This window comes from Flavobacterium sp. RSP49, assembly GCF_003968735.1.
Taxonomy (GTDB): domain Bacteria; phylum Bacteroidota; class Bacteroidia; order Flavobacteriales; family Flavobacteriaceae; genus Flavobacterium.
The window spans coordinates 1-26,387 of the sequence record NZ_RYDN01000018.1; the positions used below are offsets into that span (position 1 = coordinate 1).

Here is a 26,387-nt window from a genome sequence, read left to right on the forward strand (position 1 = left end):
ACAATGGAAAGACTAATCATTGCTGGAGTTAATCATCAATGGAATGAATTATAGGTAACTAAACGGACAAGCATAAAAGATATTTAAAAACATTAAAAATGAATTCTGAACTATTCCCACTAAAAAAAGAACCGTTTTTCAGAGAATTATCCTTTAAAACATTCCCTTTTGTAATTATTTATGAAGTATTTAATGACGGAATTATTATTTACTCTGATTTTCATACTTATAGAGATCCTTCTAAAAAGCCATAAATAATTTCTTGATGAATATTAGTTATGTCATTTTCATAACAAAAAACCTTCTGAATTAAACTTCAAACAAAACTTAATTCCTTAATTTTGTGGAACATTTTATAAAAACACAATAAAAAAAAATACTATGAGTTCATTTGACGTAGTCATTATAGGTTCTGGGCCAGGCGGATATGTATCAGCAATTCGTTGTGCTCAACTGGGTTTTAAAACAGCAATTATCGAAAAATATTCCACTCTTGGAGGGACTTGCCTCAATGTTGGTTGTATTCCTTCAAAAGCACTACTAGCTTCTTCTCATCATTACAGTGAAATTGCACATTTTGCAGATCACGGAATTGAAGTTTCCGGGGAAGTAAAAGTAAACCTTGAAAAAATGATTGCGCGCAAACAAGCGGTTGTAGATCAGACTTCTGGTGGTGTTAAATTTTTAATGGACAAAAATAAAATTACAGTTTTGGAAGGTTTAGGTTCATTTGTTGATGCTACACATGTTGCGGTGGCAAAAGCAGACGGAACTTCGGAAACTGTCGAAGCCAAAAACATCATCATCGCTACAGGTTCAAAACCATCTTCTTTGCCTTTTATCAAAATAGATAAAGAAAGAATCATTACTTCAACCGAAGCATTGAAACTTAAAGAAGTACCAAAACATTTAGTAATTATTGGTGGTGGAGTTATCGGGATCGAATTAGGTCAAGTGTATTTGCGATTGGGATCACAAGTTTCTGTTGTAGAATATTTAGACCGAATTATTCCAGGAATGGATGCTTCATTGTCTAAAGAATTGACTAAAGTATTAAAAAAACAAGGCATGAAATTCTATGTTTCACACAAAGTGAAATCCGTAGAACGAAATGGTGAAGGCGTTGTCGTTCAAGCTGAAAATACAAAAGGAGAAACAATTACGCTGGAAGGAGATTATTCCCTAGTTTCTGTAGGTCGTCGTCCGTATACTGACGGATTAAATGCTGATAAAGCAGGTGTAAAAATTTCAGATAGAGGAATGGTAGAAGTAAATGATCATTTGCAAACTTCAGTTCCTACTATTTATGCAATTGGCGATGTGGTGCGTGGCGCAATGTTAGCACACAAAGCAGAAGAAGAAGGAGCCATGGTGGCTGAAATATTAGCAGGTCAAAAACCACATATCGATTATAATTTGATTCCCGGAGTTGTCTACACTTGGCCAGAAGTGGCTGCTGTAGGACAAACAGAGGAGCAATTGAAAGCTTCCGGAGTTGAGTATAAAGCAGGAAGTTTTCCTTTCAAAGCTTTAGGACGCGCAAGAGCTGGTGGCGATCTAGACGGATTTGTAAAAATTCTTGCTGATGCAAAAACAGATGAAGTACTAGGCGTTCACATGATTGGGGCTCGTTGTGCGGATTTAATTGCTGAAGCAGTAGTTGCAATGGAATTCAAAGCCTCTGCTGAAGATATTTCCAGAATGTCTCATGCTCACCCAACATTTGCAGAAGCAATCAAAGAAGCTGCACTAGCCGCCACTGACAATAGAGCGTTGCATGTGTAATTAAAGAATAAATTTTTGCTATAGAATAAAAAACCCGCTACATTGAGCGGGTTTTTTTGTTATGAGGTGCACTTATTTAGTCTTTAGCAATAAATAAACTTTTATAATTGTTCCAATGGTTAAAAATTAGAAACATATTTCCCAAGAATAAGAAAAGGGCAGTAGGAATTCCCTCTGGAGACAAGAAAAAATTTATGAATAAAATGTTGATGGTTATTGGTAAAATCAAAATACTGGCAAGAGTAACATAACGCCCTGTCAAAAAGGCTAGGCCACATAACAACTCAATAGACTTGGCTAATGGCATAATGTAAGTAGAGGCAACTAAGCCTACATTAAAAGCCTTGAAATTTCCGGTAACTTCCGGCTCTGGAGCTAGTTTTAGAAAAAAACTAATTGATGCATAAAGAAGTAAAAGTCCAATTAAAGTTCGGATAATAATAATTACAATTTTCATAGTATATGGTTTTATTGGTTACATATTTGAAAATAATTATTGGGGAATTTGAGGTTCATCAATACACATAATTTCCCATTGGTGTCCGTCCAAATCCGCAAAACTATGGGCATACATCAATCCGTGATCTTGTGGCTCCATATACGTTGTACCACCCGCAAATATCGCTTTTTGTACTATTTCGTCCACTTTTTTTTTGCTTTCAACATCTATTGCGATTAATACTTCGGTATTTTTATGGGCATTGCAAATTTCTTTTTTGGTAAAGTCTCTAAATCGTTGTTCAGTAAGCAGCATCACAAAAATGTTTTTTCCTGTAATCATGCAAGTGGCTTGTTCATCAGTAAATTGAGGATTGAAAGAAAATCCAAGTTGTGTAAAAAAAGCAATGGATTTTTTAAGGTCTTTAACTGCTAAATTAAGGAAAATTTTTGAAGCCATAACGAGAATGATTAAACGATTAAAAAAATCCAAAATTGATCACGCACTATCAAATTTACAAAAAAATAAGCTAATTTTAGCATAACCAGTTATTGAAGAATTTTTTTTGTTGTAATTTTGAATTTTTAAACATTAAAACTTTTTGAGAACTTCAATTTATAAGTCTATTTCTGATTCAAAATTGTTCAAACAACAACTTTTACTCTGGTCACAACAATTTCGTGAAGTTGTTTTTATGGATAGTAATGAGTATCCGCAACAGTACTCCAGTTGCGATTGTATTCTTGCCGTAGATGCTTTTACCTCCATCAAAACAGATGTTTACAATGCCTTTGAGGATTTGAAACAGTACCAGCAAAACACGAAAGACTGGCTTTTTGGTTATTTATCGTATGATTTAAAAAATGATATTGAGCAGTTGCAATCTGCTAATTTTGACGGGCTGGATTTTCCGGATTTGTATTTTTTCCAACCTAAGAAACTGTTTTTATTGAAAGGAAATCAACTCGAAATTCAATATCTCAATATGTGTGTGGAGGAAGTGGAGGCAGACTTGAAAGAAATTAGTGTTCAGTGTTCAGCGTTGAGCGTTCGAAATTCACAAATAACGATCCAACAACGGATTCCGAAAGAGAATTATCTTCAAAAAGTTTCAAAAATATTGGAACACATTCATCAGGGCGATATTTATGAAGCCAATTTCTGCATGGAATTTTTTGCTGAAAATGCAACGATTGATCCCATAGAAAAATTTATAAAACTCAACGAAATTTCTCAGCCGCCATTTGCCGTTTTTTTTAAAAACAACAATCACTTTTTACTTTCGGCGACACCGGAACGTTATTTAAGGAAAGAAGGAGAACTAATTATTTCGCAACCGATTAAAGGAACTGCAAAACGATTTTCAGACCCAATTGAAGATGAAAAATCGAAAATGCAATTGGCTTTAGACCCAAAAGAACGGGCCGAAAATATTATGATTACGGATTTAGTGCGCAATGATTTGTCTCGAACAGCACAAAAAGGATCCGTTGAAGTACAAGAGTTGTGCAAAATTTATTCTTTTTTGCAAGTGCATCAGATGATATCAACGGTTACGTCAAAGTTAGAGGGGCACTATTCTATAGTAGATGCTTTAAAAACAACTTTCCCAATGGGAAGTATGACAGGAGCACCAAAGATTTCGGTGATGAAAATAATTGAAAAACTCGAAGAAACAAAACGCGGTTTATATAGCGGTGCTGTGGGGTATTTTACACCAAATGGTGATTTCGATTTCAATGTAGTTATCCGAAGCATTTTGTACAATCAAGAAAAAAAATATGTTTCTTTTTCAGTTGGAAGCGCTATCACTTCGCCATCAATTCCTGAAAAGGAGTATGAAGAATGTTTGCTTAAAGCAAAAGCGATGCGAGAAGTTTTAAGTTAAATCAGAATGAATGAATTAAATTTGAATATGCTACAGAAATTCCAAAACCATCTTCTTCATAATTTCCAGTTCTTGAACGGAAAAAAAATACTTCTTGCTACAAGTGGCGGGAAAGACAGTATGGTATTGGTGCATTTGTTTCAGCAATTGAATTATAAAATTGGAATTGCACATTGTAATTTTCAATTGCGTGGAATGGAAAGTTTTGGAGATCAGAATTTTGTTCAGGACTATGCTGCCGCAAATGCTATACCGGTATTTATTACACAATTTGATACTAAAGCTTTCTCAGAAGATTATAAAATTTCGACCCAAGTTGCCGCGCGCGAGTTGCGATATAACTGGTTTTATGAGTTATTAGAGACTGAGAAATTCGATTATATTCTCACAGCACATCATGCCGATGATAATTTGGAAACGTTCCTAATCAATCTGAGTCGTGGAACAGGATTAGAAGGTTTGACAGGAATTCCGGAGCAGAACGATAAAGTAATTCGCCCACTTTTGGCCTTTAACCAAAAAGAAATGGAAGATTATGCCAAATTAAATAACATTAAATGGCGCGAGGACAGCAGTAATGCATCCGATAAATACCTTCGGAATAAAATTCGGCATCATCTAGTTCCGATGTTAAAAGAATTGAATTCTAATTTTCTTTCCTCGTTTCACAAAACACAACTGTATTTGCAAGACGCGCAAGTTATGGCTGAAGATGCTTCGATTATGATTTATCAGCAAGTGGTAAAGCAAGAGAATGAGACTCTTTATTTTGATTTAAAAAAACTAAAAAAATTACCCAATTATAAATCTTATTTGTACCAATGGATGAAAGAATTTGGATTCAAAGCTTGGGATGATATTTATGATTTGGTTGATAGTCAATCTGGAAAACATGTTTTTTCTCCAGAATATAGAGTATTAAAAGATAGGGATTACTTAATCCTAAGTCCGATAAATTTCGTAGATGTAAAGGACAAATATTTTATAGATGAAAATCAAAAAGAAGTTAATATTCCTTTAAATCTTACGTTTTGCAAAGTAGCCGACATTGGGATCGTTTCAAATAAAACTATCTTTGTAGATGGTGATAAAGTGCAGTATCCATTAATTTTACGCCATTGGAAGGAAGGCGATAGTTTTCAGCCTTTTGGGATGAACGGTAAGTCAAAAAAAGTAAGCAAGCTTTTTAAAGATGAAAAATTATCCTTGCTAGAAAAAGAAAATTCTTGGCTTTTATGTTCAAATGATGAAATAGTCTGGGTAATTGGTCTACGTCAGGATGAACGCTTTAGAATAGACAACACAACTAAAAATATACTTAAAATACAATCAGAATAATGAAGAAACTACTATTTATACTTATTGCTTTTTTTGCTTTTGCCAATGGAAATGCCCAGATTCTGGATCCCGCCAAATGGACAACCAAAATAGAAAAAAAATCGGACACTAATTATATCCTTACTTTTAATGTTGTTATAGAAAAGGATTGGCATTTGTATTCTCAATTTACTCCAGACGGAGGGCCGTTGCCACTGGAAATCATTTTCAAAAATCAAAAAGGAAACTTCACTTTAGTGGGCAAAGCCAAAGAAAGTAAAACGAGAACCGCTTACAATGATATATTTGAAGTTAACGAAACATTCTTCGAAAAGAAAGGTCAAATCCAGCAGGAAATTACACTAACAAATCCTAAGCTGACTGAAATTAAAGTCGATTTCAATTACCAGGTGTGCAAAGATGTTTGTATTAACATGGAGAAGAATTTTACGTTTAAAATTCCTTCGGCATCAAAAATAGCAGAAATAGCTGCTGTAGTCCCCGTTTTACCGGTGATAGATACGGCTAAAGTTGATACAGCAGCTGTAAGTCCGGATGTAAATAACGAAGAAACAGTTACTCCTGAAAAAGTCGTTTCTCTAGACTCTGAACCAGGTACAAAAAGAGGATTATGGTCTATTTTCTTCATTGCTTTTTTATCTGGATTTGCCGCATTGCTTACGCCTTGTGTCTTCCCAATGATTCCTATGACAGTCAGTTTTTTTACTAAACAAAGCAAAACAAAAGCAAAAGGGATTAGTAATGCCATTATTTATGGAGTAGCTATCATATTCATTTATGTAGTTTTAGGATTCTTAGTGACGTGGATTTTTGGTGCCGATGCGCTGAATGCGTTGTCCACGAATGTTTGGTTCAATATTATTTTCTTTGTTTTGTTAGTCATTTTTGCAGCTTCATTTTTGGGTGGTTTTGAGATTATGCTGCCTAATTCTTGGGCAAATAAAGTGGATAACCAAGCGGATAGAGGTGGGATAGTTGGAATTTTATTCATGGCTTTGGCGTTAGCGATTGTCTCCTTTTCGTGTACTGGACCGATTGTAGGAACCCTGTTAGTCGAAGCGGCTTCTAAAGGCGGAATAGCTCCAATTGTGGGTATGTTTGGGTTTTCATTGGCTCTAGCCTTACCCTTTATGTTGTTTGCGATGTTCCCGGGTTGGTTGAATTCATTGCCAAAATCCGGTGGTTGGTTGAATACTGTTAAAGTTGTTTTAGGATTTTTAGAATTGGCTTTGGCATTTAAATTTTTGTCGAATGCTGATTTGGTTTTGCAATTGCATTTTTTGGAAAGAGAAGTGTTCTTGGCAATATGGATCGCTATTTTTGGAACATTGGCCTTTTATTTATTCGGGAAAATTACGTTGCCGCACGATAGCCCGATGACACATATTTCAGTAGGACGACTGTCCTTTGGATTAGTAGTTTTGGCCTTTACCATCTATTTGATTCCTGGGATTTGGGGAGCGCCATTAAAATTAATTTCTGGTTTCCCGCCGCCAATGACCTATAGCGAAAGTCCTTACGGAGTAGGAAACTCCCAAGGTGGCTCAAATGCATCTGCCCAAATTTTGCCGGAAGGCGCACATTTAGGGCCACATGATCTTATTGCTTTTGATAATTATGAAAAAGGATTGGCTTATGCCAAATCAGTAAACAAACCTATTTTACTTGACTTTACGGGTTATGCCTGTGTGAATTGTAGAAAAATGGAAGATTATGTGTGGTCAGATCCTGCGATTTTAAAAATATTACAAGAAGAAGTGGTTTTAATATCTTTATATGTTGATGATAAAAGAGAATTGCCAAAAAGTGAGCAATACGTATCTAAAGAAACGGGTAAAGAAATTGTAAGCGTGGGTAATAAATGGAGCGATTTCCAAATTACAAGGTACAAAGCCAATGCGCAACCGTATTACATTGTTTTAGATGTAGAAGAGAATATGCTGTCTGATAAACCAGAAAGTTATAACTCAGATATCAATGCCTACAAAGGATGGTTGAGAGAAGGGATTGATAGATTTAAAAAGGTCGAATAAGAGGTACATCTAAAAATCACTGAACCGAATATTAAACACGAATTGCACTAATTTCTACGATTCAATTCGTGGAAATTCGTGTAATTTGTGTTTATATTTAATACTATAGACTTAATTTACTCAGTATTGATGCGTGAGATGCGTATACAAGGTAAAGTATAAAATTGCCTTTTATTCGATTATTTTCTCGATATAAGCAGAATTTAAAAGGTATAATGCGCCCATATATCGTATTTTGAATGCCACTAAATCCCCAATTTTATAATTTTTTTTAGAATTTGAAATGTCTATAACCAGCATGTCAGAACTGGCGTCTACTATAGTGATATCCGTATCATCAGATTCGATGTATTGTGGTTGCATGTCTAACAAACCAATGTCTAGAATAGCTCTAAGGGAAGTATCGCCTAAATCAGTGACAGCATCCATCGAAAAGGAATTTCCGGCTACATTCTCGCCTAACTCCCCTGTTGGTGTATTTGGTTTTTCTGTAATTTCGATGATTTCAGCGTATAATTTGAAAACATCACTGTGCATTCCTTCTATGGTATTTCCTGTAAACAAATCTTTCCCGAAAAATAGGGCTTCCCCTATTCGAAAATGATTCACGGCCATTGGTCGGGCATTTTTTAGGAGTAGCGGTACAGTAACAGAAGTTCCTCCGGAGACAAATGGAATACTGATATTGAATTTAGCTTCAATTAGCTGTTTGTATAAGCTCAATTGAATCAATTTGTCCTGCGTGGGCATTACACCGCTAAGGCAATTGAAATTGGTGCCAATTCCAGAGATTTCAATATTAGGCATTTTTAGAATTGTGCCATAAAAATCGATCAATTCTTCACCCATTACACCTTCACGAAGGTCTCCCATTTCAATCATAATGATGATTTTATGGGTCTTGTTTTGTTTTACGGCTTCCTCTGAAAGTAATTGTATGGTATAGATTTCAGTATTAAAACTGATGTCAGCATACCGCACAATACTTTCAATACTTCGTTTAGCAGGTGGTTTAATATACACGGTTTGAATTTCCGGATCCAAGGCTTTAATTTTTTTCAAATTACTTACTCTGGAATCATGAATTTCACGTACTCCTAAAGCGATGATTTCTTTGAGATAAATTTTATTTCCACACAATAGTTTGGAAACCACGCCCCATTGTATATTTCTGGATTTAAAAATAGTATCCAGAAAGGCATAATTTTCTTCAAGTTTTTTGCGATATAGTTTTATAAAAGCCATTATTCTATGATTTTACGTGGAATTGATTTGGAAATCCGAGTTAATAATTCGTAATTGAGTTGGTTGCTGAAATCACTAAAGGAAGCTACAGAAACGGATAGCTCTTTTTGTGTGCCTATCAAGACCACTTCATCTTCTTTTTTTGCCATGTCGATATCAGTAACATCGACAGTCATCATGTTCATGTTTACGGAACCCACTACAATACAGCGTTGTCCATGAATAAGTACACGACCTTGGTTGCTCAACGAGCGGCTGTATCCGTGGCAGTAACCAATAGGGATAACAGCAATTTTCATTTTTCTTTTGGCCATAAAACTGGTTCCATATCCAATAAAATCACCAATATTTACTTTCTTTATGCTCATTATAGCACTTTTCCATGTGATAACGCGTTGCAGCGGATCTATTTTATTTTTTTTAGAATTGAGATAGGTAACAAATACTTCCGGACTGGACCACAATCCGTATTGCATTATTCCAATGCGCACCATATCCATTCTGGTTTGTGGAAACATTATTGATGCTGCAGAGCAAGCAGAATGTCTCATTTGTGGCTTCAGATCATTTTTACAAAAAAAGGTATAAATTTCTTCAAACTTCTTGATTTGCTGATCCACTCTGTAATAATTAGCGATACTTTCGGCCCCGGCATAATGAGTACAAAGCCCTTTGAAAGATAGATGTTGTTCTTCTCTCTTTAAAAAAGTAATAACAGTATTCAGTTCGTTTTTGTCAAAACCAGTTCGGTTCATTCCGGTTTCTACTTCAATGTGCAGAATTGCTTTTTTTTCGAGTTTTTTAGCTGTTTTCATAGCTTTCGTCAGTCGAGTTTTATCAAAGACAAAAAATTCAATATCATTTTTGATTACCCATTCCATATCTTCATCCTGAACGAGTCCCATAACCATAATAGTTGCTTTGTCCTGTAGTGTTGTTTTTACGACTTTGGCTTCCTGAACATCAAAAACAGAAAAATGAGTTACACCACATTGAAAAGCCATAGCCACAAACGGCTGTACTCCATGACCATACGCATTTCCTTTTACGACAGAGGAAATCAGTACTTTTTTTCCAAAGGTCTTTTTTAGAAAATCGATGTTCTTCTGATACGCGGAGCGATTAAGCTCTATTATTGAGTTAGTGTGCATTTGTAATTTGTTTGCTGATGTGATGAAAAACAGCCACTCCAGTTGCTATAATTTCGTCAGGAAAATCATAATCAGGATTGTGTAGTGCGGCAGTGTTTACCCCAGCTCCCAGTCCGAACATGGCGCCGGGATAGTGCTGTGTGAACAAACCAAAATCTTCGCCCCAAGTGAATGGTTTCTCTTTTTCGAATAGTTCAAAACCATTAATTTCTGCTGCCTTTTTGATGAATGCTACAGCAGTTTTGTCATTCTCATTGGCTTGGAAACTTTGTGTCCATTGCGTTTTACACTTCAGTTGATATTCTTTTGCGATTGATCGGGCTGCATTTTCTAAAGCTATTTCGATCTTTCTCATCTGTAAATTGCTATCACTTCGTACTGTAAAATGAATTTCTCCCGCACCAGCTGCTACACCATATGCTTTTTTACCTATTTTGGTATAAATGGGAGTTATCTGGCAATAGTTTTCTTTGGTAATATCGGTCTGAATAGTAGCATTAAATTGATTGATAATGGCGGCTATTGCCAGAGTAGGATTAATTCCTCTTTCAGGTTCACCGGCATGGGCTGTTTTTCCTTTTAATTTTATGATAATGCTATTTACGGCGCAGGTAAAAGTTTCGTTTTTTACTACAATTTGATGCATTGGAAACCCTGGTAAATTGTGCAGTGCAAAGACGTAATCAGGTTGAATCAAAGTGAATTTAGTATCTGAAAACACCTTTTGAGCACCACTACCATCTTCTTCAGCCGGTTGAAACAGCAAAATGACGGTTCCAGAGTCCGGTTTGTTTTGATGCAATTTAGCTGCCAAACCACAAAGAATAGCCATGTGTCCATCATGTCCGCATTTGTGTGAGACACCATCAATTAGTGAACGATGTTCAAAACGATTCGTTTCTTCAATTGGCAAAGCATCTAATTCACATCGGAATAATACTGTTTTTCCATTTTTTTTACCTTTATAAATTGCAACCACACCAGTTGTTCCTACTCCGGTAATCAATTCATCCGGAGGGTAATTTTCGAGAAAAGACAGGACGCGTTTTGCTGTTTGCTTTTCTTTACCTGAAACCTCTGGGTGTTTGTGAAGCTCCTTTCGTAACCGTACAAGTGTCTCGATGGACGGGTTTGAGTTTTCCATTTTGGATTATTTAATGAGGCGCATTTCCAAATATTTATTGGTAAAACCTACCCTTTCATATAGTTTTTTGGCAGGATTATCAGGTTCTACATGTAGGGCAATATTTCCTTGGGCAATTGATATTGCTTTTTGCATCAATTGTTTTCCAAACCCTTTTCCCCGTTGGCTGTTGTCCACGGCAATGTATACCAAAATATTTTCAGGAATAAAATCTTTCATTCCCGTGTTGTTCAAGATGACAACTCCTACGATTTTTTGATCTTCGATTCCCACTACAATGTTGCCTCCTTTTGTAGGATTCATAACGTAATCAATACATTTTCGAATGTCTTCAATCGTATCGCCATATTGTTCTAAATGGGTATAAAGGAATAATGCTATAATTTGATTGGTATAAATTGTATCTTCTCCGGTTGTGTCATTAATTTGTTTGAATTCCATTTTGTCTTTCTTTTTTGTTATGGTGATAAAGTGATATTGTAATGAATAAAATAAGAGAAATACTTATTCCATAAAGGTTTGCGTCTAAATGTTCGGGTAATTTTACTCCTAAAGGTAGTTTATTCTCCGTAATAATTAGTACGATGGTGGTTGCACCTCCAAAGAGCATGCTCCAAAAAGCAGCTGTTGGATGGCTTTTCTTCCAAAACAAAGCGCCTATGACCGGAACAAATAATCCCGACACCATAAAAGCATAGGAGTAGAGCATCAGTTCGAGGACATTTTGCATTTGGGAAGCAATTAAAATAGCAAGAAAACCAACTATTAATGTGACCAATTGTGAGAGACGCAGCTCTTTTTTATGACTCAATTCTTTTTTTGAAAATTTAGCAATAATATCAGTGACAATATTTCCGGAAGCTGCCATTAAGCAGCTGTCCGCGGTAGAAAGTATAGCTGAAAAATAGGAAGAAAGCATCAGCCCCATTAATCCAACGGGGAGTATGGTGGCCAGTAAAATAGGCAATCCCATTTCGCTGTCCATATTGGCTGCATCAGTAATGCCGTCAAACATTCCTTTGGTAGCAGCTACTTTCGCCAGCATTCCCAGAATCACTCCCATAAATGCCATTATAGGCCATTCAAAAACACCCGCAATCAACCATGCTTTTTTAGCTTCTTTCTCTCCTTTGCTAGCATAAATCCGCTGGTATAAAGTCATTCCTACAAACCAAATGGGTATAATGGTTATGGACCAGTTTAAAATCTGATACCATTTTACATTGGTCAGTGATAAATATTCAGGTGCCAGGGTAGTCTTGATCGCCTCATAGCCCCCTACAGCATTGTAAGCAATGGGAATTCCTATGAAAACCAAGCCGCCAATCAATACCAACCACTGTATTGTATCGGTATAAATAACGGCTTTTAATCCTCCGATAGCTGTATAAATTACCGCGATAAGTCCCATTACAATTAGCGCTGTTTGTAAATTAAGTCCTTCTATGGTTGCCGACGCTAATTTGGCTCCAGCCAAAACCTGAGAACTTGTAAATCCAAGATATCCAATAGCCGAAATAATTCCGGCCAGTAGCGCTACTTTAGCATTATAAAAATGATCAAATATTTGGGGAAAAGTGAAAAACTTATATTTATGTCCTAATGCACTTACTTTTGGAATTAGAAAAACAGCACTCAGCCAAGCGCCCAGCAGTCCGGTGAACAGCATCCAAGAACCGGATATTCCCATCGTAAAACCCAGACCGCCCAATCCTATTGAGAATCCACCACCTACATCTGTGGCTACAACGGATAAACCAATGTGCCAGCTATTCATATTTCTTCCGCTAACGTAAAAATCTTCAGCAGTTTTGTTTTTGTTAAAAAAATAAACGCCAACGCCTAGCATAACCAGCATGTAAACAACAAAAATTGCATAATCTATTGTGTGCATATTATTAATTTTTGATTATTTAATAGCCTATTAATGGAATTTTTCCAAAAGGCAAAAGGTGCAGTAAACTGCAAAAAAAGATGATTTTTTTAGAATATTATCTAAAAATAAGGGATCTTAGTTTTGGGTTAAAAGTGCATAAAAAAAGACTTAATTAACCACAAATAATAATTTGGTATTTTACAAATGTAAGGCAAATTATGTGAAAAAACCTTTAAAAAGCTAGATATTGTCTTTTACACAACAAATAACGGCCTCTTTTTGCAGTAATAGTATTGGTTTTATAGAGGTAAAAGCGAATGAAATTTTTGATAAAAAATGCCAATCTAACCGTGTAGTTTTCTTTGAAAAGATCCTAAAAAAGATCGTTTTTTTTAACATATTTGTTTTTTTTTGACAAACGAAAATTCCTAAATTTCAAAAAAGAAGGAATATGGATGCAATATTCGAAGAGATTTTTTATCTTTAAAAATTATTTTAACTCAAAAGAATTCATGAAAAAACTATTAGGTATTTCGCTTTTTTTTATTGGTGCAGTTCTGTTTGCCCAAGACAATAAAGCCAATTATGTGTCTGAAAATTATACTAAAAAGGAAGTGCATATTAAAATGCGTGATGGAGTAGAGTTGTTTACTGCCATTTATACTCCCAAAGATGTTTCTACAAAATATCCAATTATAATGCAAAGAACACCATATAACTCGGGGCCTTATGGAGAAAATCAGTTCAAGAAAAGCATTTCTCCCAGTGAAACGATGATGAAAGAAGGATATATTGTAGTCTATCAAGATGTTCGAGGACGATTTATGAGTGATGGTTTGTATGACAACATGCGTGGTTTTATTCCAAATAAAAAAGGCAAGAAAGATACGGATGAAGCTTCGGATACGTATGATACGATAGAGTGGCTGGTGAAAAATGTGGCTAACAATAATGGGAATGTTGGAACTTGGGGAATCTCATATCCAGGTTTTTACGCTACATATTCTTTATTGAGTAATCATCCAGCTTTGAAAGCCGTTTCGCTTCAGGCATGTATCGCTGATTTCTTTTTTGATGATTTTCATCACAATGGAGCGTATTTGTTGAGTTATTGGAAAGTCACTCCGTTATTTGGCCCTCAAAAAACAAAACGTACTACGGAACCTTGGTACAAATTTACGAATGCGGGTACAAACGATGATTATCAGTTTTTCCTGGATGCTGGACCACTCTCTAATTTAGACAAATATTATGGAAAAGAGAATGAGTTTTGGCAACAGCTGAAAGACCATTCCAGTTACGATGATTTTTGGCAAAAGCGTGGAATTTTACAGCATTTGAATAATATTAAACCAGCGGTAATGACAGTTGGAGGTTGGTTTGATGCCGAAGATTTATACGGTCCTTTGAATACCTACAGTACGATAGAAAAGAGCAGTAAAAACTACAACACAATTGTTATGGGACCCTGGAGTCATGGTGATTGGGCTAGGAATTCAGCAAAGCAAGTGATTGGTAATATTAATTTTGGAGATAGTATTTCTGGTTTTTATCAAAAAAATATTGAATCTAATTTCTTCCGTCATTTTTTGAAAAATAATGGAAAAGGAGCTAATAAATTGCCTGAAGCTTATGTTTTTGACACCGGAAGAAAAGAGTGGAAAACCTATGATGCCTGGCCTCCCGTAAATACTGAAAAACAAGATTTCTTTTTGCAAGGGAGTAAATTGACAAAATTGGCTAAGCAAAATATTTCTTTTGAAGAATTTATTAGTGATCCTAAGAAACCGGTACCCTATTCGGAGGATATTAAACAAAACGGACTTACGCCAAGGAAATACATGACCGATGACCAGCGTTTTGCTGCACGACGTCCGGATGTGATTGTTTTTGAAACAGAAGTATTGAATGATGATACCACATTAGCTGGAGAAATCTTGGCTAAATTACAAGTTTCTACTACAGGAACTGATGCGGATTGGATTGTAAAAGTGATTGATGTTTTCCCAAATGAGGAACCGGAAACAAAAGAAGTAGCTCCGTATCTAAAGATGAGTAATTACCACATGATGGTACGAAGTGAAGTTATGCGAGGCCGTTTTAGAAATAGTTTTTCAAAACCAGAACCTTTTTTAGTCAATGAGAAAACAGCAGTTAATATTAAGTTGCAAGATGTATTTCATACGTTCAAAAAAGGACACAAAATCCAGATTCAGGTTCAAAGTACGTGGTTTCCATTTATAGATTTGAATCCACAGACATTTGTTGACAATATTTTTTATGCAAAACCTGAAGATTTTAAGAAACAAACGCATAAGATTTATAACGACTCTAAAATTGAGTGTACTGTTTTAAAATAAAACGGCAATCGGGTTGTGCGCCATAAAAGCATTCGACTATATTTAAAACTAAAATCCCAATCTTTTTTTTTAAAATTGGGATTTTAGTTTTAAAGGATGCAGGCTAAAATTAATATGTACTACGCTATTTTTAAAGTTTTTAGTTTATTGTTTAAAGAATAAGAATTGCTTTGCAGATTATGGGTATTTAGAACGGATAAGAGCAAAAAAACGCTCTGAAATTTCAGAGCGTTTTTAACTTTATAGTGAGATTTATAGAAATTCGCCGTGTTGCGAAATATCTAACCCTAATTCTTCTTTTTCTTCACTTACCCTTAATGGCGTAATTTTATTCACAATAAAGAAAAGAAAGTAAGACATTGAGAATGCAAATATGGAAACGACAACCATAGCAAATAATTGATTTAAAAATAATGTTGTTTCTCCAAAAATAAGTCCTTGGTTATCACCAACGGCCGCGTTTATTGATTTTGAAGCAAATACACCTGTCAAAAGCATTCCAATGATGCCACCTACACCGTGACAGGCAAATACATCTAAAGCATCATCAATTTTACATTTGTGGAAACTTCTAACCACCAGATTGCTCACAATACTTGCAAAAATTCCTATGAACAAAGCATGAGGAATGCTAACAAAACCAGCTGCAGGAGTAATGGCAACTAATCCGACCACTACGCCAATACAAGCTCCCATTGCCGACAATTTATGACCAAGAATTTTATCAAGAAATACCCAAGCCATTCCAGCAGCAGCAGCAGCAATAGTAGTTGTCCCCAGTGCTTGTACGGCAAGCCCATTAGCTCCTAAAGCGGAACCAGCGTTGAACCCGAACCATCCAAACCACAACAATCCGGTACCTAACATTACGTATGTTATACGTGCGGGATTTCCTTTTTCTGCTTTTCTTTTGCCTAAGAAAATGGCACCAGCTAGAGCTGCCCAACCGGCACTCATATGAACTACAGTTCCACCAGCAAAATCCAACACGCCCATTTTAAAGAGAATACCATCTGGATGCCATGTCATGTGAGCTAGCGGGGTATAAACGAGCAGTATGAATAAAACCATAAATAACAAGTACGCCCAAAAACGAATTCGTTCTGCAAAAGCACCGGTAATTAAAGCGGGTGTAATGATGGCAAATTTTGCTTGAAATAAAGCAAAAAGCATAAATGGAATTGTTGGAGCTAGACCCCAAGAAGTGTTTGTGCTTACGCCTTGAAAAAATAAATGCGGAATTGGATTCCCTATTATTCCTCCAATAGTTGGACCAAAAGATAATCCGAAAGCGATGACAACCCACAACACGGTAACAATTATCATTGCCATAAAGCTTTGAAGCATGGTACTAATGACATTTTTTTTACCTACCATTCCACCGTAAAAGAAACCTAAACCGGGTGTCATGATTAATACAAGTGCAGTTGCAACGATCATCCAAGCGGTATCGCCGGTATCAAATTTTACTGCTTCTGTAGGAGCTGGACTTTCGGCTAAGAAATAATTTGAACAAAGGGTTAATACCAAAATCGTAATCAATATCACACTTAGAATAATTTTTCGCATCGTTTTTCAGTTTTAAATTTTGATAAAAATATAAAATTGTTCAACATACCCCTATTGTAAAGCGAATTAATGTTTTATTTTTATGATTTTTGCAATCTAGCCCCTATTTTTTTATGGGTATTTTATATTTTAAAGATAAAATTTGTTTTTTATTAAAATCTAGTTAAATAAAATTACCAATTTAGTGAATACTTGGGGTCTTGTGGTAAAAAATTAGACTTCCAATCTGGGAATTTTAATGCACTTAGCATTAAGACAAAATTTGATATATAAAAAATGCACCAATTGTATAGCTACAAGTGATGCATTTTTCAAAAACTAAAGGATATTCTTATTTTAAAAGATGTTTGCTTAAAAGTTTGTAAACTTCATTAATGTTATTACCACCTTTACCAAATTGTTTTACAATTGGGGTTGCGTCATTGTTTAACCAAATTTTCAACTCGGCATCCATATCTAATATTCCAGCACTTTCTTTAGAGAATTTTTTGATACTCAAATACGGAATTGACATATAATCAACCTTGGTTCCAACCAATTGTTTTTCGACCAGAATCAATCTTTTATTGGTGAAAACAAACATATCCCGAATTAATTTATATGCTTTTTCGATTGTTTCTCCATCAATTAATATTGGCTCAAATTCAGTAGTAACATCTTTAATGTTTACTTCAGAGGCATTGCCCAGGATGGCGTTAAATAGTCCCATTGTATTTGTTATTTTTGATTGTATTTTGTTTTATAAATATCGTTCATTTTTGTTTGGTGTGTTTCAAGACTGATCATTCTGCCTTGAATAAAAGCATTAGTTAGTTTGTTCGTTCTCATGTCTAAAGCATCACCCTCAGAAATAAATAAGGTAGCATCCTTTCCTTGTTCTAAAGTACCACATTGTTTATCGATCCCTAATAATTTGGCGGTATTGAATGTTATTAGTTGTAGCGCTTTTTCTTTGTCAAGTCCATAAGCAGCACATGTTCCGGCCAGGAAAGGTAAGTTTCTCGTATTCATACGCTCCATGGATCCGCTGTTTTCCAAGCCTACAATAACGCCTTTATCTGTCAATAATTTAGCGTTTTTGTACGGTAAATCAATGTCATGATCTTCATTTTCAGGCATATCATGCACTCTTTTTAATAATACTCCAATGTTATTTTTTTGAAGTAAGTCAGCCGTTTTATACGCTTCATAACCACCAACAATTACTATTTTTTTAACCCCATTTTCTTTTGCCATTTGTATAGCATCAATAATTTGTTTCTCTTCATTTGCGTGTATGAATAAGGTTTGATTTCCGTCAAACAATCCTTTTGTAGCCTCAAAAATCAAATTTCTTTCTTTGGGGCTATCTGCTAAGTATGCTTTTGCGCTAGTCAAAAAAGTAGTTATCTCTGAGTGTTGTTTGCTATAGTCTTTATTTGCTTCAATTGTTCCGGGTTCAAACCAGGAACCACTTTTTTTAAAACTAGAAGGGAAATTAAGATGAATCCCATCATTTTCTTTTATCAGTGCATCCTTCCAGTTCCAGGCATCAAGCTGAACGATGGATGAAGTGCCTGAAATTCTTCCGCCACGTGGGGTAATTTGCGCCATCAAAATTCCGTTTGGTTTAATGGTTTCAATTACTTTTGAATCAGCATTATAGGCAATAATACTTCTTACGTGAGGATTCATATTTCCTATTTCGCTTTCATCATCAGAAGATTTTATGGCATCTATTTCGACTAAGCCCAAGGTAGAATTGGGCGCTATAAATCCAGGATATACGTGTTTTCCGCTGGCGTCAATGGTAATATCATACGCTCCTTGAGCTAGTTTTATTAATCGGGCATCTGCCACTAATGTAATTTTGCCTTCTACAAATCCTATAGCACTGTTTTCGATTATTTCGCCATTTCCTAAATGTGCTGTTGCATTTAGAATTAAAATAGATTTTGATTGTTTTGAAGCAGGAGCTTGCTGTGCCTTTGTAAGTATTGATATGCTAAATACCAATAGTAAAATATATATATTTTTATTCATCCTATTTTGTTGTTTTAGATTTAAGAAACGTAGATTTCTTGAGCTTAATGTTCCAAAGAATCACAATGATATTCTATTTTTTCCTTCTTTTTAGGCTCTTGAGTGATCATTCCTTTGTTTTTTTCTTGCAATAGTTGGCCTATTAACTCATTTCTTTCTTTGGCAACTGCTACTCTTTGTGCTTCATCTTTTTGCACATCATAATAAACGACACCTTCAATTATTGTTTTTTCAGCTTTAGCATAAATAGATAAAGGATTGTTGTTCCAAAGTACTACATCAGCATCTTTTCCTATTTTTATACTTCCCACTTTATCATCAATGTGCAATAATTTTGCAGGATTCAAAGTCACGAATTTCCATGCTTCTTCTTCTGAAATGTTTCCATATTTCACTGCTTTTGCAGCTTCTTGATTTAATCTTCTGGACATTTCAGCGTCATCAGAGTTATAGGCTACTACAAGTCCCGCATTGTGCATGATTGGACCGTTGAAGGGAATGGCATCATTCACTTCAAATTTATACGCCCACCAATCCGAGAACGTCGAGGCTCCTACTCCGTGTTTTTTCATTTCATCGGCTACTTTGTATCCTTCAAGGATATGTGTAAAGGTATTTACTCTAAAGTTAAATTTTTCGGCAACATTCATCAACATCAAAATTTCAGATTGTACATAAGAGTGGCAGGAAATGAAACGTTCCTTATTAAGGATTTCAGCTAGAGTCTGTAGTTCTAAGTCTACCCTTGGCGCTTTCCCTTTTCCTTTTTTACCACTTGAATTATAAGTTTTCCAAGCCAAGTCATATTCTTTTGCACGTTGAAAATAATCTGTAAAAACCTGTTCCACACCCATTCTTGTTTGAGGAAAACGAGTAGGGTTGGTAATTCCCCAGTTGGCTTGTTTCACATTTTCACCTAAAGCAAATTTAATGAATTTTGGCTGGTCTTTGTAAAGCATTTCTTCTGCAGAAGCGCCCCATTTCCATTTTACAATGGCAGAGCGTCCTCCGATAGGATTAGCAGAACCATGCAATAATTGCGAAGTTGTTACACCACCAGCTAAATCTCTATAGATATTAACGTCTTCGGAATTGACTACATCCTCAATTGTTACTTCAGCACTGGAGTTGTGTCCCCCTTCATTGACACCTCTTGAAATGGCTATGTGGGAATGTTCATCGATTATTCCGCTGGTCAAATGTTTGCCTTTTGCATCTAAAACTGTGGCGGAAGCATCAGAAAGGTTTTTGCCGATAGCAGCAATTTTTCCATTTTTGATTAAAACATCTGTTTCTTCTAATACACCTTCTTTTTCATTGGTCCAAACCGTGGCATTTTTGAATAAAAGTGTCTGTTGTGTTGCTTTTTTTACCGTCCCGAAGGCAACATTTGGAAATGTTGTAGGGAGGATCATATTGTTTTTTTCAATTTTTGAAGAATCAACCGCTTTTACAAAAGGAGCCGTTTTTACAGCGCTCCATTTCACTTCATTTCCATTGAATAAAATTGCTTTTCCAGAAATTTTCTCAATATCGTCTATGTATCCTGTTGCTCTTGTAAAGCTGGTTTTTGTAGAATCATTGGGTTTGATTATTATTGAAATCCAGTTATTAGCAATAGTAAGTTTAGACTTTATTTTTTTAGCATCAACACTTGTGATTTCTGATTTTGGTGCAGCTATGTCGCCGTCAAGAGTCCATTTGTATTTGGTGTTATTGACCGTTAAGTCATACTTGCCACGAATGTCTTTAACCATAATATCATTGATGACATACTTACTTCCTTGAACCCAGTTTTCGTAAACGATTGTTTTTTCTTCGAATATTTCTCCGGAGGTGATCACAAAATTAGCTAGACTTCCGGTTTTTAAACTTCCAATTTCGTTGCTTTTTCCTAAAATTGATGCTGGAATTGTTGTCAGTGCTTCTAATGCTTTGGTTGTATCAAAACCATATTTAATGGCTCTTAGAAGATTGGTTCTGAAATCTTCCACCTTCTTTAATTTGTCTGTCGTCAAGGCGAAAACAATACCGTTATCAGACAAAACCTTTAAATTAGTAGGGGCTTGATTCCAGAAACGCAAATCTTTCAATTCCATTTGATTGGCTTGGTACGGATCAGACACATCATAAGCTTCAGGAAAATTGATTGGAATAATAAATTTAGAATTTGTTTTTTTTATTTCTTCAATTCTTTCAAATTCATTTCCTATGCCTTTCAATACATAGTTCAATCCAAATTCTTTTGCTATTTTAGAAGCTCTAACACTATTTAATTTATCCTCCGAAGCAAAAATTTGAACTAATTTTTCATTATTTGATAAGGCTTCTAATGATAAATCTTTGGTTGCAGCATTCCCTTTTTTGTACCAATCTAAATCAAAGTACATTTGGCGTAATAAGGCCATCATTCCCATTAATGAGCTAGGATAGGATTGATTTGTAGTGGCACTTTTTGTAAATGCAAAGTGATTAGTGATTTTGTCAGATAATAATTGTGTGCTTTTATCAGCGTTGTTCAAAGCGATTAACATTCCGGATCCTTGGGCAATTCCATCCGGAACGTGAGTACCTACAACACCAAATCCTGCTTTTAACAATTCCTCTGCTTTAGTTGGGTCGTATTTAAAACTTTCATATCCATTTACTTCTGAGCGAATACTTTCATTCCAATAATATCCCACTCTTTTAGTATCGTACAAAGGATTTCTTTCCGTATTTGTTATTCCTTTTGGTTTTTCAATTCCAAAACTGGTATAAATGTCAATAAAGGAGGGGTATATTGATTTTCCTTCCAGATTTATAGTAACGCAATTGTTAGGAATAGTAATGGTAGCACCTGCACCAATTACTTTTCCGTTTTGAATTAATAAAGTTCCTTTATCAATAATTTGTGTTGGGGTAACATAAATTTTGGCGTTGGTAAAAGCAGTGAAATTTGTGTTTTTGTTTTGAACACCTTCATTATTGGGAAAGTATTCCTGAGCATAGGTTTTTGGTACCAAAAAGCTCAAACAGAGTAGGAGTAGGATTTTTTTCATAGTGTGGTTTCTAATTATTTTCTAAAAGTAGAAAAATGTTAATGGTATACCTTCACTTTTTTTAATTTTAACATTTCGTAATTATGAAAAATGTACTGTATTGGGCCGTATATCAAAGTATTTTTATTTTTTTTGATTAAATTTTTGCTTTTCACTATTTTATTGGAATTTATGTAAGATTTATAATAATAATAAGAAAAGTTTCATTAATTTTAAAATAAAATAAAAACAGATGCTAGTTAAAGTTTTTGGAAGTGCAGTTTTTGGCGTTGAAGCCACAACAATTATCGTTGAGGTAAATATTGATAAAGGGATTGGATACCATTTAGTTGGATTACCAGATAATGCTATTAAAGAAAGCAGTTACCGCATTGCGGCAGCGCTCAAAAATAATGGTTACTCAATGCCTGGCAAAAAAATAACCATCAATATGGCTCCTGCAGATTTACGGAAAGAGGGCTCTGCGTATGATCTGACTTTGACAATTGGTATTCTGGTAGCCTCTGGGCAGATTAAAGCCGATGAAATTGACCAGTATGTAATCATGGGAGAGCTTTCGCTTGACGGAGGTTTGCAACCCATTCGTGGCGCTTTGCCGATTGCTATCAAAGCAAAGGAAGAGGGTTTTAAAGGTTTTTTTCTTCCAAAGCAAAATGTGAAAGAAGCAGCAATTGTTGCAGGATTAAATGTGTATGGAATAGAAAACATACAGGAAGTAATTGACTTTCTAGAAGGAAAAGGGACTTTGGAACCAACAACAATCGATACCAGAGCCGAATTTTATAAAACATTAGACTTTCCTGAATTTGATTTTAGTGATGTCAAGGGGCAGGAGTCTATAAAAAGATGTATGGAAATTGCGGCCGCCGGCGGGCATAATATTATCTTGATTGGTCCACCGGGTGCCGGAAAAACCATGTTAGCTAAGCGACTGCCTAGTATTTTGCCTCCCATGACGTTGCGTGAAGCATTAGAAACCACAAAAATTCACAGTGTTGCCGGAAAATTGAAGGAAGTAGGTTTGATGAATCAGCGTCCGTTTCGTAGCCCGCACCATACTATTTCGAATGTGGCGCTTGTTGGCGGCGGCAGTTATCCGCAACCCGGCGAAATTTCAATGGCGCACAATGGCGTTTTGTTTCTGGATGAATTGCCGGAATTTAAACGGGATGTTCTGGAAGTGATGCGCCAACCATTAGAAGATCGAGAAGTGACCATTTCCAGAGCTAAGTTTACGGTTACTTATCCGTCCTCGTTTATGCTGGTGGCCAGTATGAATCCGAGTCCAAGTGGTTTCTTCAACGATCCGGATTCGCCGCAAACCTCTTCACCACATGAAATGCAGCGGTATTTGAGTAAAATCTCGGGACCTTTATTAGATAGAATTGATATTCATATCGAAGTGACACCAGTCCCTTTCGAAAAATTATCGGATGATCAAAAAGCAGAAAGTAGTGTAGACATTCGCAAAAGAGTGACAGCTGCTCGTGAAATTCAAACCGAACGCTTTGAGCAAATGGAAAATATCCATTACAATGCCCAAATGAATACCAAACACATTCGGGAATATTGTGCCTTGGACGATGTTTCAAAACAATTATTGAAAACAGCGATGGAACGATTAAATTTATCGGCTCGAGCCTATGATCGTATTTTGAAGGTTGCACGCACGATCGCTGATCTCGATGCGGCTCCAATAGTGGTTTCCAGCCACATTGCTGAAGCGATTCAATATAGAAGTTTGGATCGTGATGGGTGGTTGGGATAAAATAGATTTCAGATGTTTCACGGCTGCAAAAATGAGAATACCTTCGCGCTAGCGGGGGAAAAAGAAAAGAATAGAAATAAATAAGTTAAAAAAAGAGATTTCGATAGAAATCTCTTTTATTTTTGCCAAATGTTAGAAATTCTTTACCAAGACGAATATATTATAGCAATTAATAAACCAAGTGGCTTGTTGGTTCACAAATCATTCTATGCGCGTGATGCAAAAGTTTTTGCTATTCAAGAATTGAGAAATCAAATAGGAGGGAGACACGTTTATCCTATTCATCGGTTAGATCGCAAAACATCTGGTATCTTGTTATTTGCGTTGGATAAAAAGGTTTTAAAAATTATGAATGATCGTTTTGCCACACGCGAAGTCGAAAAAAAGTATTTAGCAATTTTACGTGGTTGGTCACCCGAAGAACTAACGATTGATTATGATTTAACCAATGATGATGGTGTTATACAAAATGCAATAACCTACTTTCATCGATTGCAAACTACCGAAATTGAGTTAGATTTTAACAATCAACCAACGTCACGATATTGTTTGGTAGAAGCGATTCCTGAAACTGGACGTATGCATCAATTACGAAAACATTTTAAACATATTTTTCATCCCATTTTAGGAAGTCGGCCACATGGTTGTAACAAGCAAAATAAATTATGGTTGGAGAATTTTGAACTGAAAGGAATGATGCTTCATGCACATCAGTTAATTTTTAATCATCCAATAACAAATGAACAACTAATCTTGAATGCAAAGATTAATGAAGAGTTTAGCAGAGTAGGTACTATTCTTAAGCTAGATTTGAATACGTATGAAATCGTCATTACAGAAGCTGTCGCAAACACCAATGAAGATCTGGCGATACCATATTGCTATAAAAAACAAATATTATCTACATATGAATAGAATACTTATTTGTAAAATAAAGCTTTAAATTATTGTTGTATTTGGGAACAACAGTTTTCAGTGTAAAGTGGAGCAGAGTTGGGGTTTTTGATCAACAATTTTTAATTTCAGATGTTTATCACAACGTTCCACAAAATCTCGGATTTTGAGGAAGTGACTTTCGGTTTTTAACCGATTTTGTTTTTTGAATTTTTGAATTTTAAGATCAGTCGGAGACTGAAAAACACATACTCAAAGTCGGAGACTTTTCGTAGCGGGCAGCGGGAAACGAGCTCGATTTTGTTTTTCAAAGAGTTGAATACAAAATGCTATTATAAAAATAAAAACGATCTAAATAGCCCCGATAGAAATGAAAATCCTTATTAGGGCTGGTGTTCAGCCCTAATAAGGATTTTAATGTATAGCGGGAAATACGTTCTTAAAAAACGAACTCGTTCTGCTCCTAAAAAAAAAGTATTTTCTTAGTTGTTATCTATTAGAACGTCTGTCGTTATTTTGACTCGGGCGTCTTGGACCAAAACTGTTATTGCTGGTGCGGTTTGTAGTCTCTGTTTTTGGTTTTCGCGGAGTTGAATCGCGTTGTTGTCTTCCTTGTCCTTGTTTGATAGGTTCTTTGGAAGCGTTAGGATCTGGCTCGAAACCTTTGATGTTTTCTTTCGGTAATTTCAAACCCACTAATTTTTCTATATCACGTAGAAAGACTGTTTCGTCCGGACTGAATAACGAAATAGCTTCTCCATTGGCTCCGGCTCTTCCTGTCCGGCCTATGCGGTGAACGTAATCTTCTGGGATGTTGGGTAATTCAAAATTGACCACATGCGGTAATAATGGGATATCCAGACCTCGCGCCGCAATATCCGTCGCTACTAAAGCGGTCAAGCTTCCGTCTTTGAAGCCCGCTAAGGCTTTCGTGCGGGCTCCCTGTCCTTTATTTCCGTGAATAGCAGCTGCTTTGATTCCGGCGCTAATCATGCTTTCCGTCAGCTTATTAGCACCTTGTTTCGTACGGGTGAAAACCAAAATTTGTTTCCAGTTTCCCTCTGTAATCAATTTGATGATCAGTTCAGTTTTTTTCTCTTTAGCAACAGGATACACTATTTGAGTAATAGCATCCACGGTAGTATTTTCTGGGGTTGCTTCTACATGAACGGGATGATGCAAAATGCCCATGGCCAATTTCTTTATATCTGTTGAAAAGGTTGCCGAAAACATCAGATTTTGCCTTTTTGTAGGTAATACTTTTATAATGCGCTCAATGTCTCGCACAAAACCCATATCTAGCATGCGATCCGCTTCATCTAAAACTAAGATTTCAACTTTAGCAAGCGATATTAAACCTTGGTTTTGCAAATCGATTAACCGACCGGGTGTGGCGACTAAAATATCGACACCCTGACGCAGTTGTGTCACTTGTGGATTCTGGTTTACACCTCCAAAAATAACGGTACTGTTTAAGTCTAAAAACGCACTGTATTCTTTTATATTGGCTAATATTTGTGCGGCTAATTCTCTGGTTGGCGTTAATATTAAGGCACGAATGGGCCTTTGTCGCAACTGTTGCCCTTGCGATAATAACTGTAAAATAGGCAGTGTAAAACCAGCCGTTTTTCCTGTTCCCGTTTGTGCGGATGCTAATACATCTTTGCCTTCTAAAATGGGTGGAATTGCTTTTTGTTGTATTGGAGAAGGGGTTGTGTATCCTTTTTTGCTGATGGCTTTAAGTAAAGAATCTGATAAGCCTAATGAGTTAAATGACATAAATGGTGTTTATGAAGCAAACACTATTATTTAGTGTACTCCTTTAATTTGGCGC

At 35.8% G+C, this 26,387-nt stretch carries 20 protein-coding genes; 8 read left to right on the plus strand and 12 right to left on the minus strand.

The annotated features are described in order from the left end of the window. Positions 1–98: 98 nt before the first annotated feature. Together EKM02_RS14800 and lpdA are read left to right on the plus strand one after the other, a co-directional pair. Positions 99–254: a hypothetical protein gene (locus tag EKM02_RS14800; RefSeq protein WP_158614737.1), complete on the plus strand. Its 156-nt coding sequence runs from the start codon at positions 99–101 to the stop codon at positions 252–254. 127 nt (positions 255–381) lie between these two features. Then, positions 382–1,785, plus strand: a complete 1,404-nt coding sequence (gene lpdA, locus EKM02_RS09800; RefSeq protein ID WP_126454661.1) for a dihydrolipoyl dehydrogenase — start codon at positions 382–384, stop codon at positions 1,783–1,785. Positions 1,786–1,861: 76 nt separating this feature from the next. On the opposite strand, the gene EKM02_RS09805 is transcribed toward lpdA, so the two are convergent. Together EKM02_RS09805 and EKM02_RS09810 are read right to left on the minus strand one after the other, a co-directional pair. Further along, positions 1,862–2,242, minus strand: a complete 381-nt coding sequence (locus EKM02_RS09805) for a DoxX family membrane protein (RefSeq protein ID WP_126454663.1) — start codon at positions 2,240–2,242, stop codon at positions 1,862–1,864. A 36-nt stretch (positions 2,243–2,278) separates the two neighbouring features. Then, positions 2,279–2,683 (minus strand): VOC family protein, encoded by a 405-nt coding sequence (locus EKM02_RS09810; RefSeq protein WP_126454665.1) that lies wholly within the window; start codon positions 2,681–2,683, stop codon positions 2,279–2,281. A 142-nt stretch (positions 2,684–2,825) separates the two neighbouring features. Here EKM02_RS09810 and EKM02_RS09815 point away from each other — a divergent pair, with 142 nt between their 5' ends. From EKM02_RS09815 to EKM02_RS09825, 3 genes are read left to right on the plus strand one after another with little or no spacing between them, the layout of a single operon-like run. Then, a complete protein-coding gene (locus EKM02_RS09815) occupies positions 2,826–4,112 on the plus strand; it encodes an anthranilate synthase component I family protein (protein ID WP_126454667.1) in 1,287 nt (428 codons plus the stop codon). A gap of 27 nt (positions 4,113–4,139) precedes the next feature. Continuing rightward, positions 4,140–5,450: a tRNA lysidine(34) synthetase TilS gene (tilS, locus tag EKM02_RS09820; RefSeq protein ID WP_126454669.1), complete on the plus strand. Its 1,311-nt coding sequence runs from the start codon at positions 4,140–4,142 to the stop codon at positions 5,448–5,450. Next, positions 5,450–7,483: a protein-disulfide reductase DsbD family protein gene (locus EKM02_RS09825; RefSeq protein ID WP_126454671.1), complete on the plus strand. Its 2,034-nt coding sequence runs from the start codon at positions 5,450–5,452 to the stop codon at positions 7,481–7,483. Before tilS ends, EKM02_RS09825 begins: the two co-directional genes overlap by 1 nt. Positions 7,484–7,654: 171 nt before the next feature. Here EKM02_RS09825 and EKM02_RS09830 read toward each other — a convergent pair whose 3' ends face one another. From EKM02_RS09830 to EKM02_RS09850, 5 genes are read right to left on the minus strand one after another with little or no spacing between them, the layout of a single operon-like run. Then, entirely contained in the window at positions 7,655–8,728 is a 1,074-nt protein-coding gene (locus EKM02_RS09830; RefSeq protein WP_126454673.1) for an alanine/ornithine racemase family PLP-dependent enzyme, read from the minus strand. Next, positions 8,728–9,879 carry an alanine racemase gene (alr, locus tag EKM02_RS09835; RefSeq protein ID WP_126454675.1) on the minus strand — a complete coding sequence of 384 codons (1,152 nt, stop codon included), beginning with the start codon at positions 9,877–9,879 and terminating at the stop codon, positions 8,728–8,730. The genes EKM02_RS09830 and alr overlap by 1 nt, the downstream gene beginning before the upstream one ends. After that, positions 9,869–11,023, minus strand: a complete 1,155-nt coding sequence (locus EKM02_RS09840) for an amidohydrolase (protein ID WP_126454677.1) — start codon at positions 11,021–11,023, stop codon at positions 9,869–9,871. The genes alr and EKM02_RS09840 overlap by 11 nt, the downstream gene beginning before the upstream one ends. Positions 11,024–11,029: 6 nt before the next feature. Beyond that, positions 11,030–11,464, minus strand: coding sequence for a GNAT family N-acetyltransferase (locus EKM02_RS09845; protein ID WP_126454679.1), 435 nt, complete (start codon positions 11,462–11,464; stop codon positions 11,030–11,032). After that, positions 11,445–12,917, minus strand: coding sequence for a sodium:solute symporter (locus tag EKM02_RS09850; protein WP_126454681.1), 1,473 nt, complete (start codon positions 12,915–12,917; stop codon positions 11,445–11,447). Before EKM02_RS09850 ends, EKM02_RS09845 begins: the two co-directional genes overlap by 20 nt. Before the next feature lie 494 nt (positions 12,918–13,411). On the opposite strand from EKM02_RS09850, the gene EKM02_RS09855 reads away from it, so the two are divergent. Continuing rightward, entirely contained in the window at positions 13,412–15,259 is a 1,848-nt protein-coding gene (locus EKM02_RS09855; RefSeq protein ID WP_126454683.1) for a CocE/NonD family hydrolase, read from the plus strand. Between the two features lie 252 nt (positions 15,260–15,511). Here the strand turns inward: EKM02_RS09855 and EKM02_RS09860 are convergent, their stop codons facing one another. From EKM02_RS09860 to EKM02_RS09875, 4 genes are all read right to left on the minus strand, one after another. After that, a complete protein-coding gene (locus tag EKM02_RS09860) occupies positions 15,512–16,828 on the minus strand; it encodes an ammonium transporter (protein WP_126454685.1) in 1,317 nt (438 codons plus the stop codon). Between the two features lie 331 nt (positions 16,829–17,159). After that, positions 17,160–17,537 carry a PH domain-containing protein gene (locus EKM02_RS09865; protein WP_126454687.1) on the minus strand — a complete coding sequence of 126 codons (378 nt, stop codon included), beginning with the start codon at positions 17,535–17,537 and terminating at the stop codon, positions 17,160–17,162. A gap of 8 nt (positions 17,538–17,545) precedes the next feature. After that, a complete protein-coding gene (locus EKM02_RS09870) occupies positions 17,546–18,850 on the minus strand; it encodes an amidohydrolase family protein (protein ID WP_126454689.1) in 1,305 nt (434 codons plus the stop codon). 44 nt (positions 18,851–18,894) lie between these two features. Then, positions 18,895–21,891 (minus strand): amidohydrolase family protein, encoded by a 2,997-nt coding sequence (locus EKM02_RS09875; RefSeq protein WP_126454691.1) that lies wholly within the window; start codon positions 21,889–21,891, stop codon positions 18,895–18,897. A 232-nt stretch (positions 21,892–22,123) separates the two neighbouring features. Here EKM02_RS09875 and EKM02_RS09880 point away from each other — a divergent pair, with 232 nt between their 5' ends. Further along, positions 22,124–23,659, plus strand: a complete 1,536-nt coding sequence (locus EKM02_RS09880; protein ID WP_126454693.1) for a YifB family Mg chelatase-like AAA ATPase — start codon at positions 22,124–22,126, stop codon at positions 23,657–23,659. A gap of 129 nt (positions 23,660–23,788) precedes the next feature. After that, positions 23,789–24,574 (plus strand): pseudouridine synthase, encoded by a 786-nt coding sequence (locus tag EKM02_RS09885; protein WP_126454695.1) that lies wholly within the window; start codon positions 23,789–23,791, stop codon positions 24,572–24,574. 468 nt (positions 24,575–25,042) lie between these two features. Here EKM02_RS09885 and EKM02_RS09890 read toward each other — a convergent pair whose 3' ends face one another. Further along, the gene (locus EKM02_RS09890; protein ID WP_126454697.1) at positions 25,043–26,332 is read right to left on the minus strand and encodes a DEAD/DEAH box helicase; all 1,290 of its coding nucleotides are present in this window, start codon (positions 26,330–26,332) and stop codon (positions 25,043–25,045) included. Between the last annotated feature and the right edge of the window lie 55 nt (positions 26,333–26,387).

Coding starts and splice junctions, on each gene's coding strand:
- EKM02_RS14800 (WP_158614737.1), top strand. CDS start 99: ATGAATTCTGAACTATTCCCACTAAAAAAAGAACCGTTTTTCAGAGAA.
- lpdA (WP_126454661.1), top strand. CDS start 382: ATGAGTTCATTTGACGTAGTCATTATAGGTTCTGGGCCAGGCGGATAT.
- EKM02_RS09805 (WP_126454663.1), bottom strand. CDS start 2,242: ATGAAAATTGTAATTATTATTATCCGAACTTTAATTGGACTTTTACTT.
- EKM02_RS09810 (WP_126454665.1), bottom strand. CDS start 2,683: ATGGCTTCAAAAATTTTCCTTAATTTAGCAGTTAAAGACCTTAAAAAA.
- tilS (WP_126454669.1), top strand. CDS start 4,140: ATGCTACAGAAATTCCAAAACCATCTTCTTCATAATTTCCAGTTCTTG.
- EKM02_RS09825 (WP_126454671.1), top strand. CDS start 5,450: ATGAAGAAACTACTATTTATACTTATTGCTTTTTTTGCTTTTGCCAAT.
- EKM02_RS09830 (WP_126454673.1), bottom strand. CDS start 8,728: ATGGCTTTTATAAAACTATATCGCAAAAAACTTGAAGAAAATTATGCC.
- alr (WP_126454675.1), bottom strand. CDS start 9,879: ATGCACACTAACTCAATAATAGAGCTTAATCGCTCCGCGTATCAGAAG.
- EKM02_RS09840 (WP_126454677.1), bottom strand. CDS start 11,023: ATGGAAAACTCAAACCCGTCCATCGAGACACTTGTACGGTTACGAAAG.
- EKM02_RS09845 (WP_126454679.1), bottom strand. CDS start 11,464: ATGGAATTCAAACAAATTAATGACACAACCGGAGAAGATACAATTTAT.
- EKM02_RS09850 (WP_126454681.1), bottom strand. CDS start 12,917: ATGCACACAATAGATTATGCAATTTTTGTTGTTTACATGCTGGTTATG.
- EKM02_RS09855 (WP_126454683.1), top strand. CDS start 13,412: ATGAAAAAACTATTAGGTATTTCGCTTTTTTTTATTGGTGCAGTTCTG.
- EKM02_RS09860 (WP_126454685.1), bottom strand. CDS start 16,828: ATGCGAAAAATTATTCTAAGTGTGATATTGATTACGATTTTGGTATTA.
- EKM02_RS09865 (WP_126454687.1), bottom strand. CDS start 17,537: ATGGGACTATTTAACGCCATCCTGGGCAATGCCTCTGAAGTAAACATT.
- EKM02_RS09870 (WP_126454689.1), bottom strand. CDS start 18,850: ATGAATAAAAATATATATATTTTACTATTGGTATTTAGCATATCAATA.
- EKM02_RS09875 (WP_126454691.1), bottom strand. CDS start 21,891: ATGAAAAAAATCCTACTCCTACTCTGTTTGAGCTTTTTGGTACCAAAA.
- EKM02_RS09880 (WP_126454693.1), top strand. CDS start 22,124: ATGCTAGTTAAAGTTTTTGGAAGTGCAGTTTTTGGCGTTGAAGCCACA.
- EKM02_RS09885 (WP_126454695.1), top strand. CDS start 23,789: ATGTTAGAAATTCTTTACCAAGACGAATATATTATAGCAATTAATAAA.
- EKM02_RS09890 (WP_126454697.1), bottom strand. CDS start 26,332: ATGTCATTTAACTCATTAGGCTTATCAGATTCTTTACTTAAAGCCATC.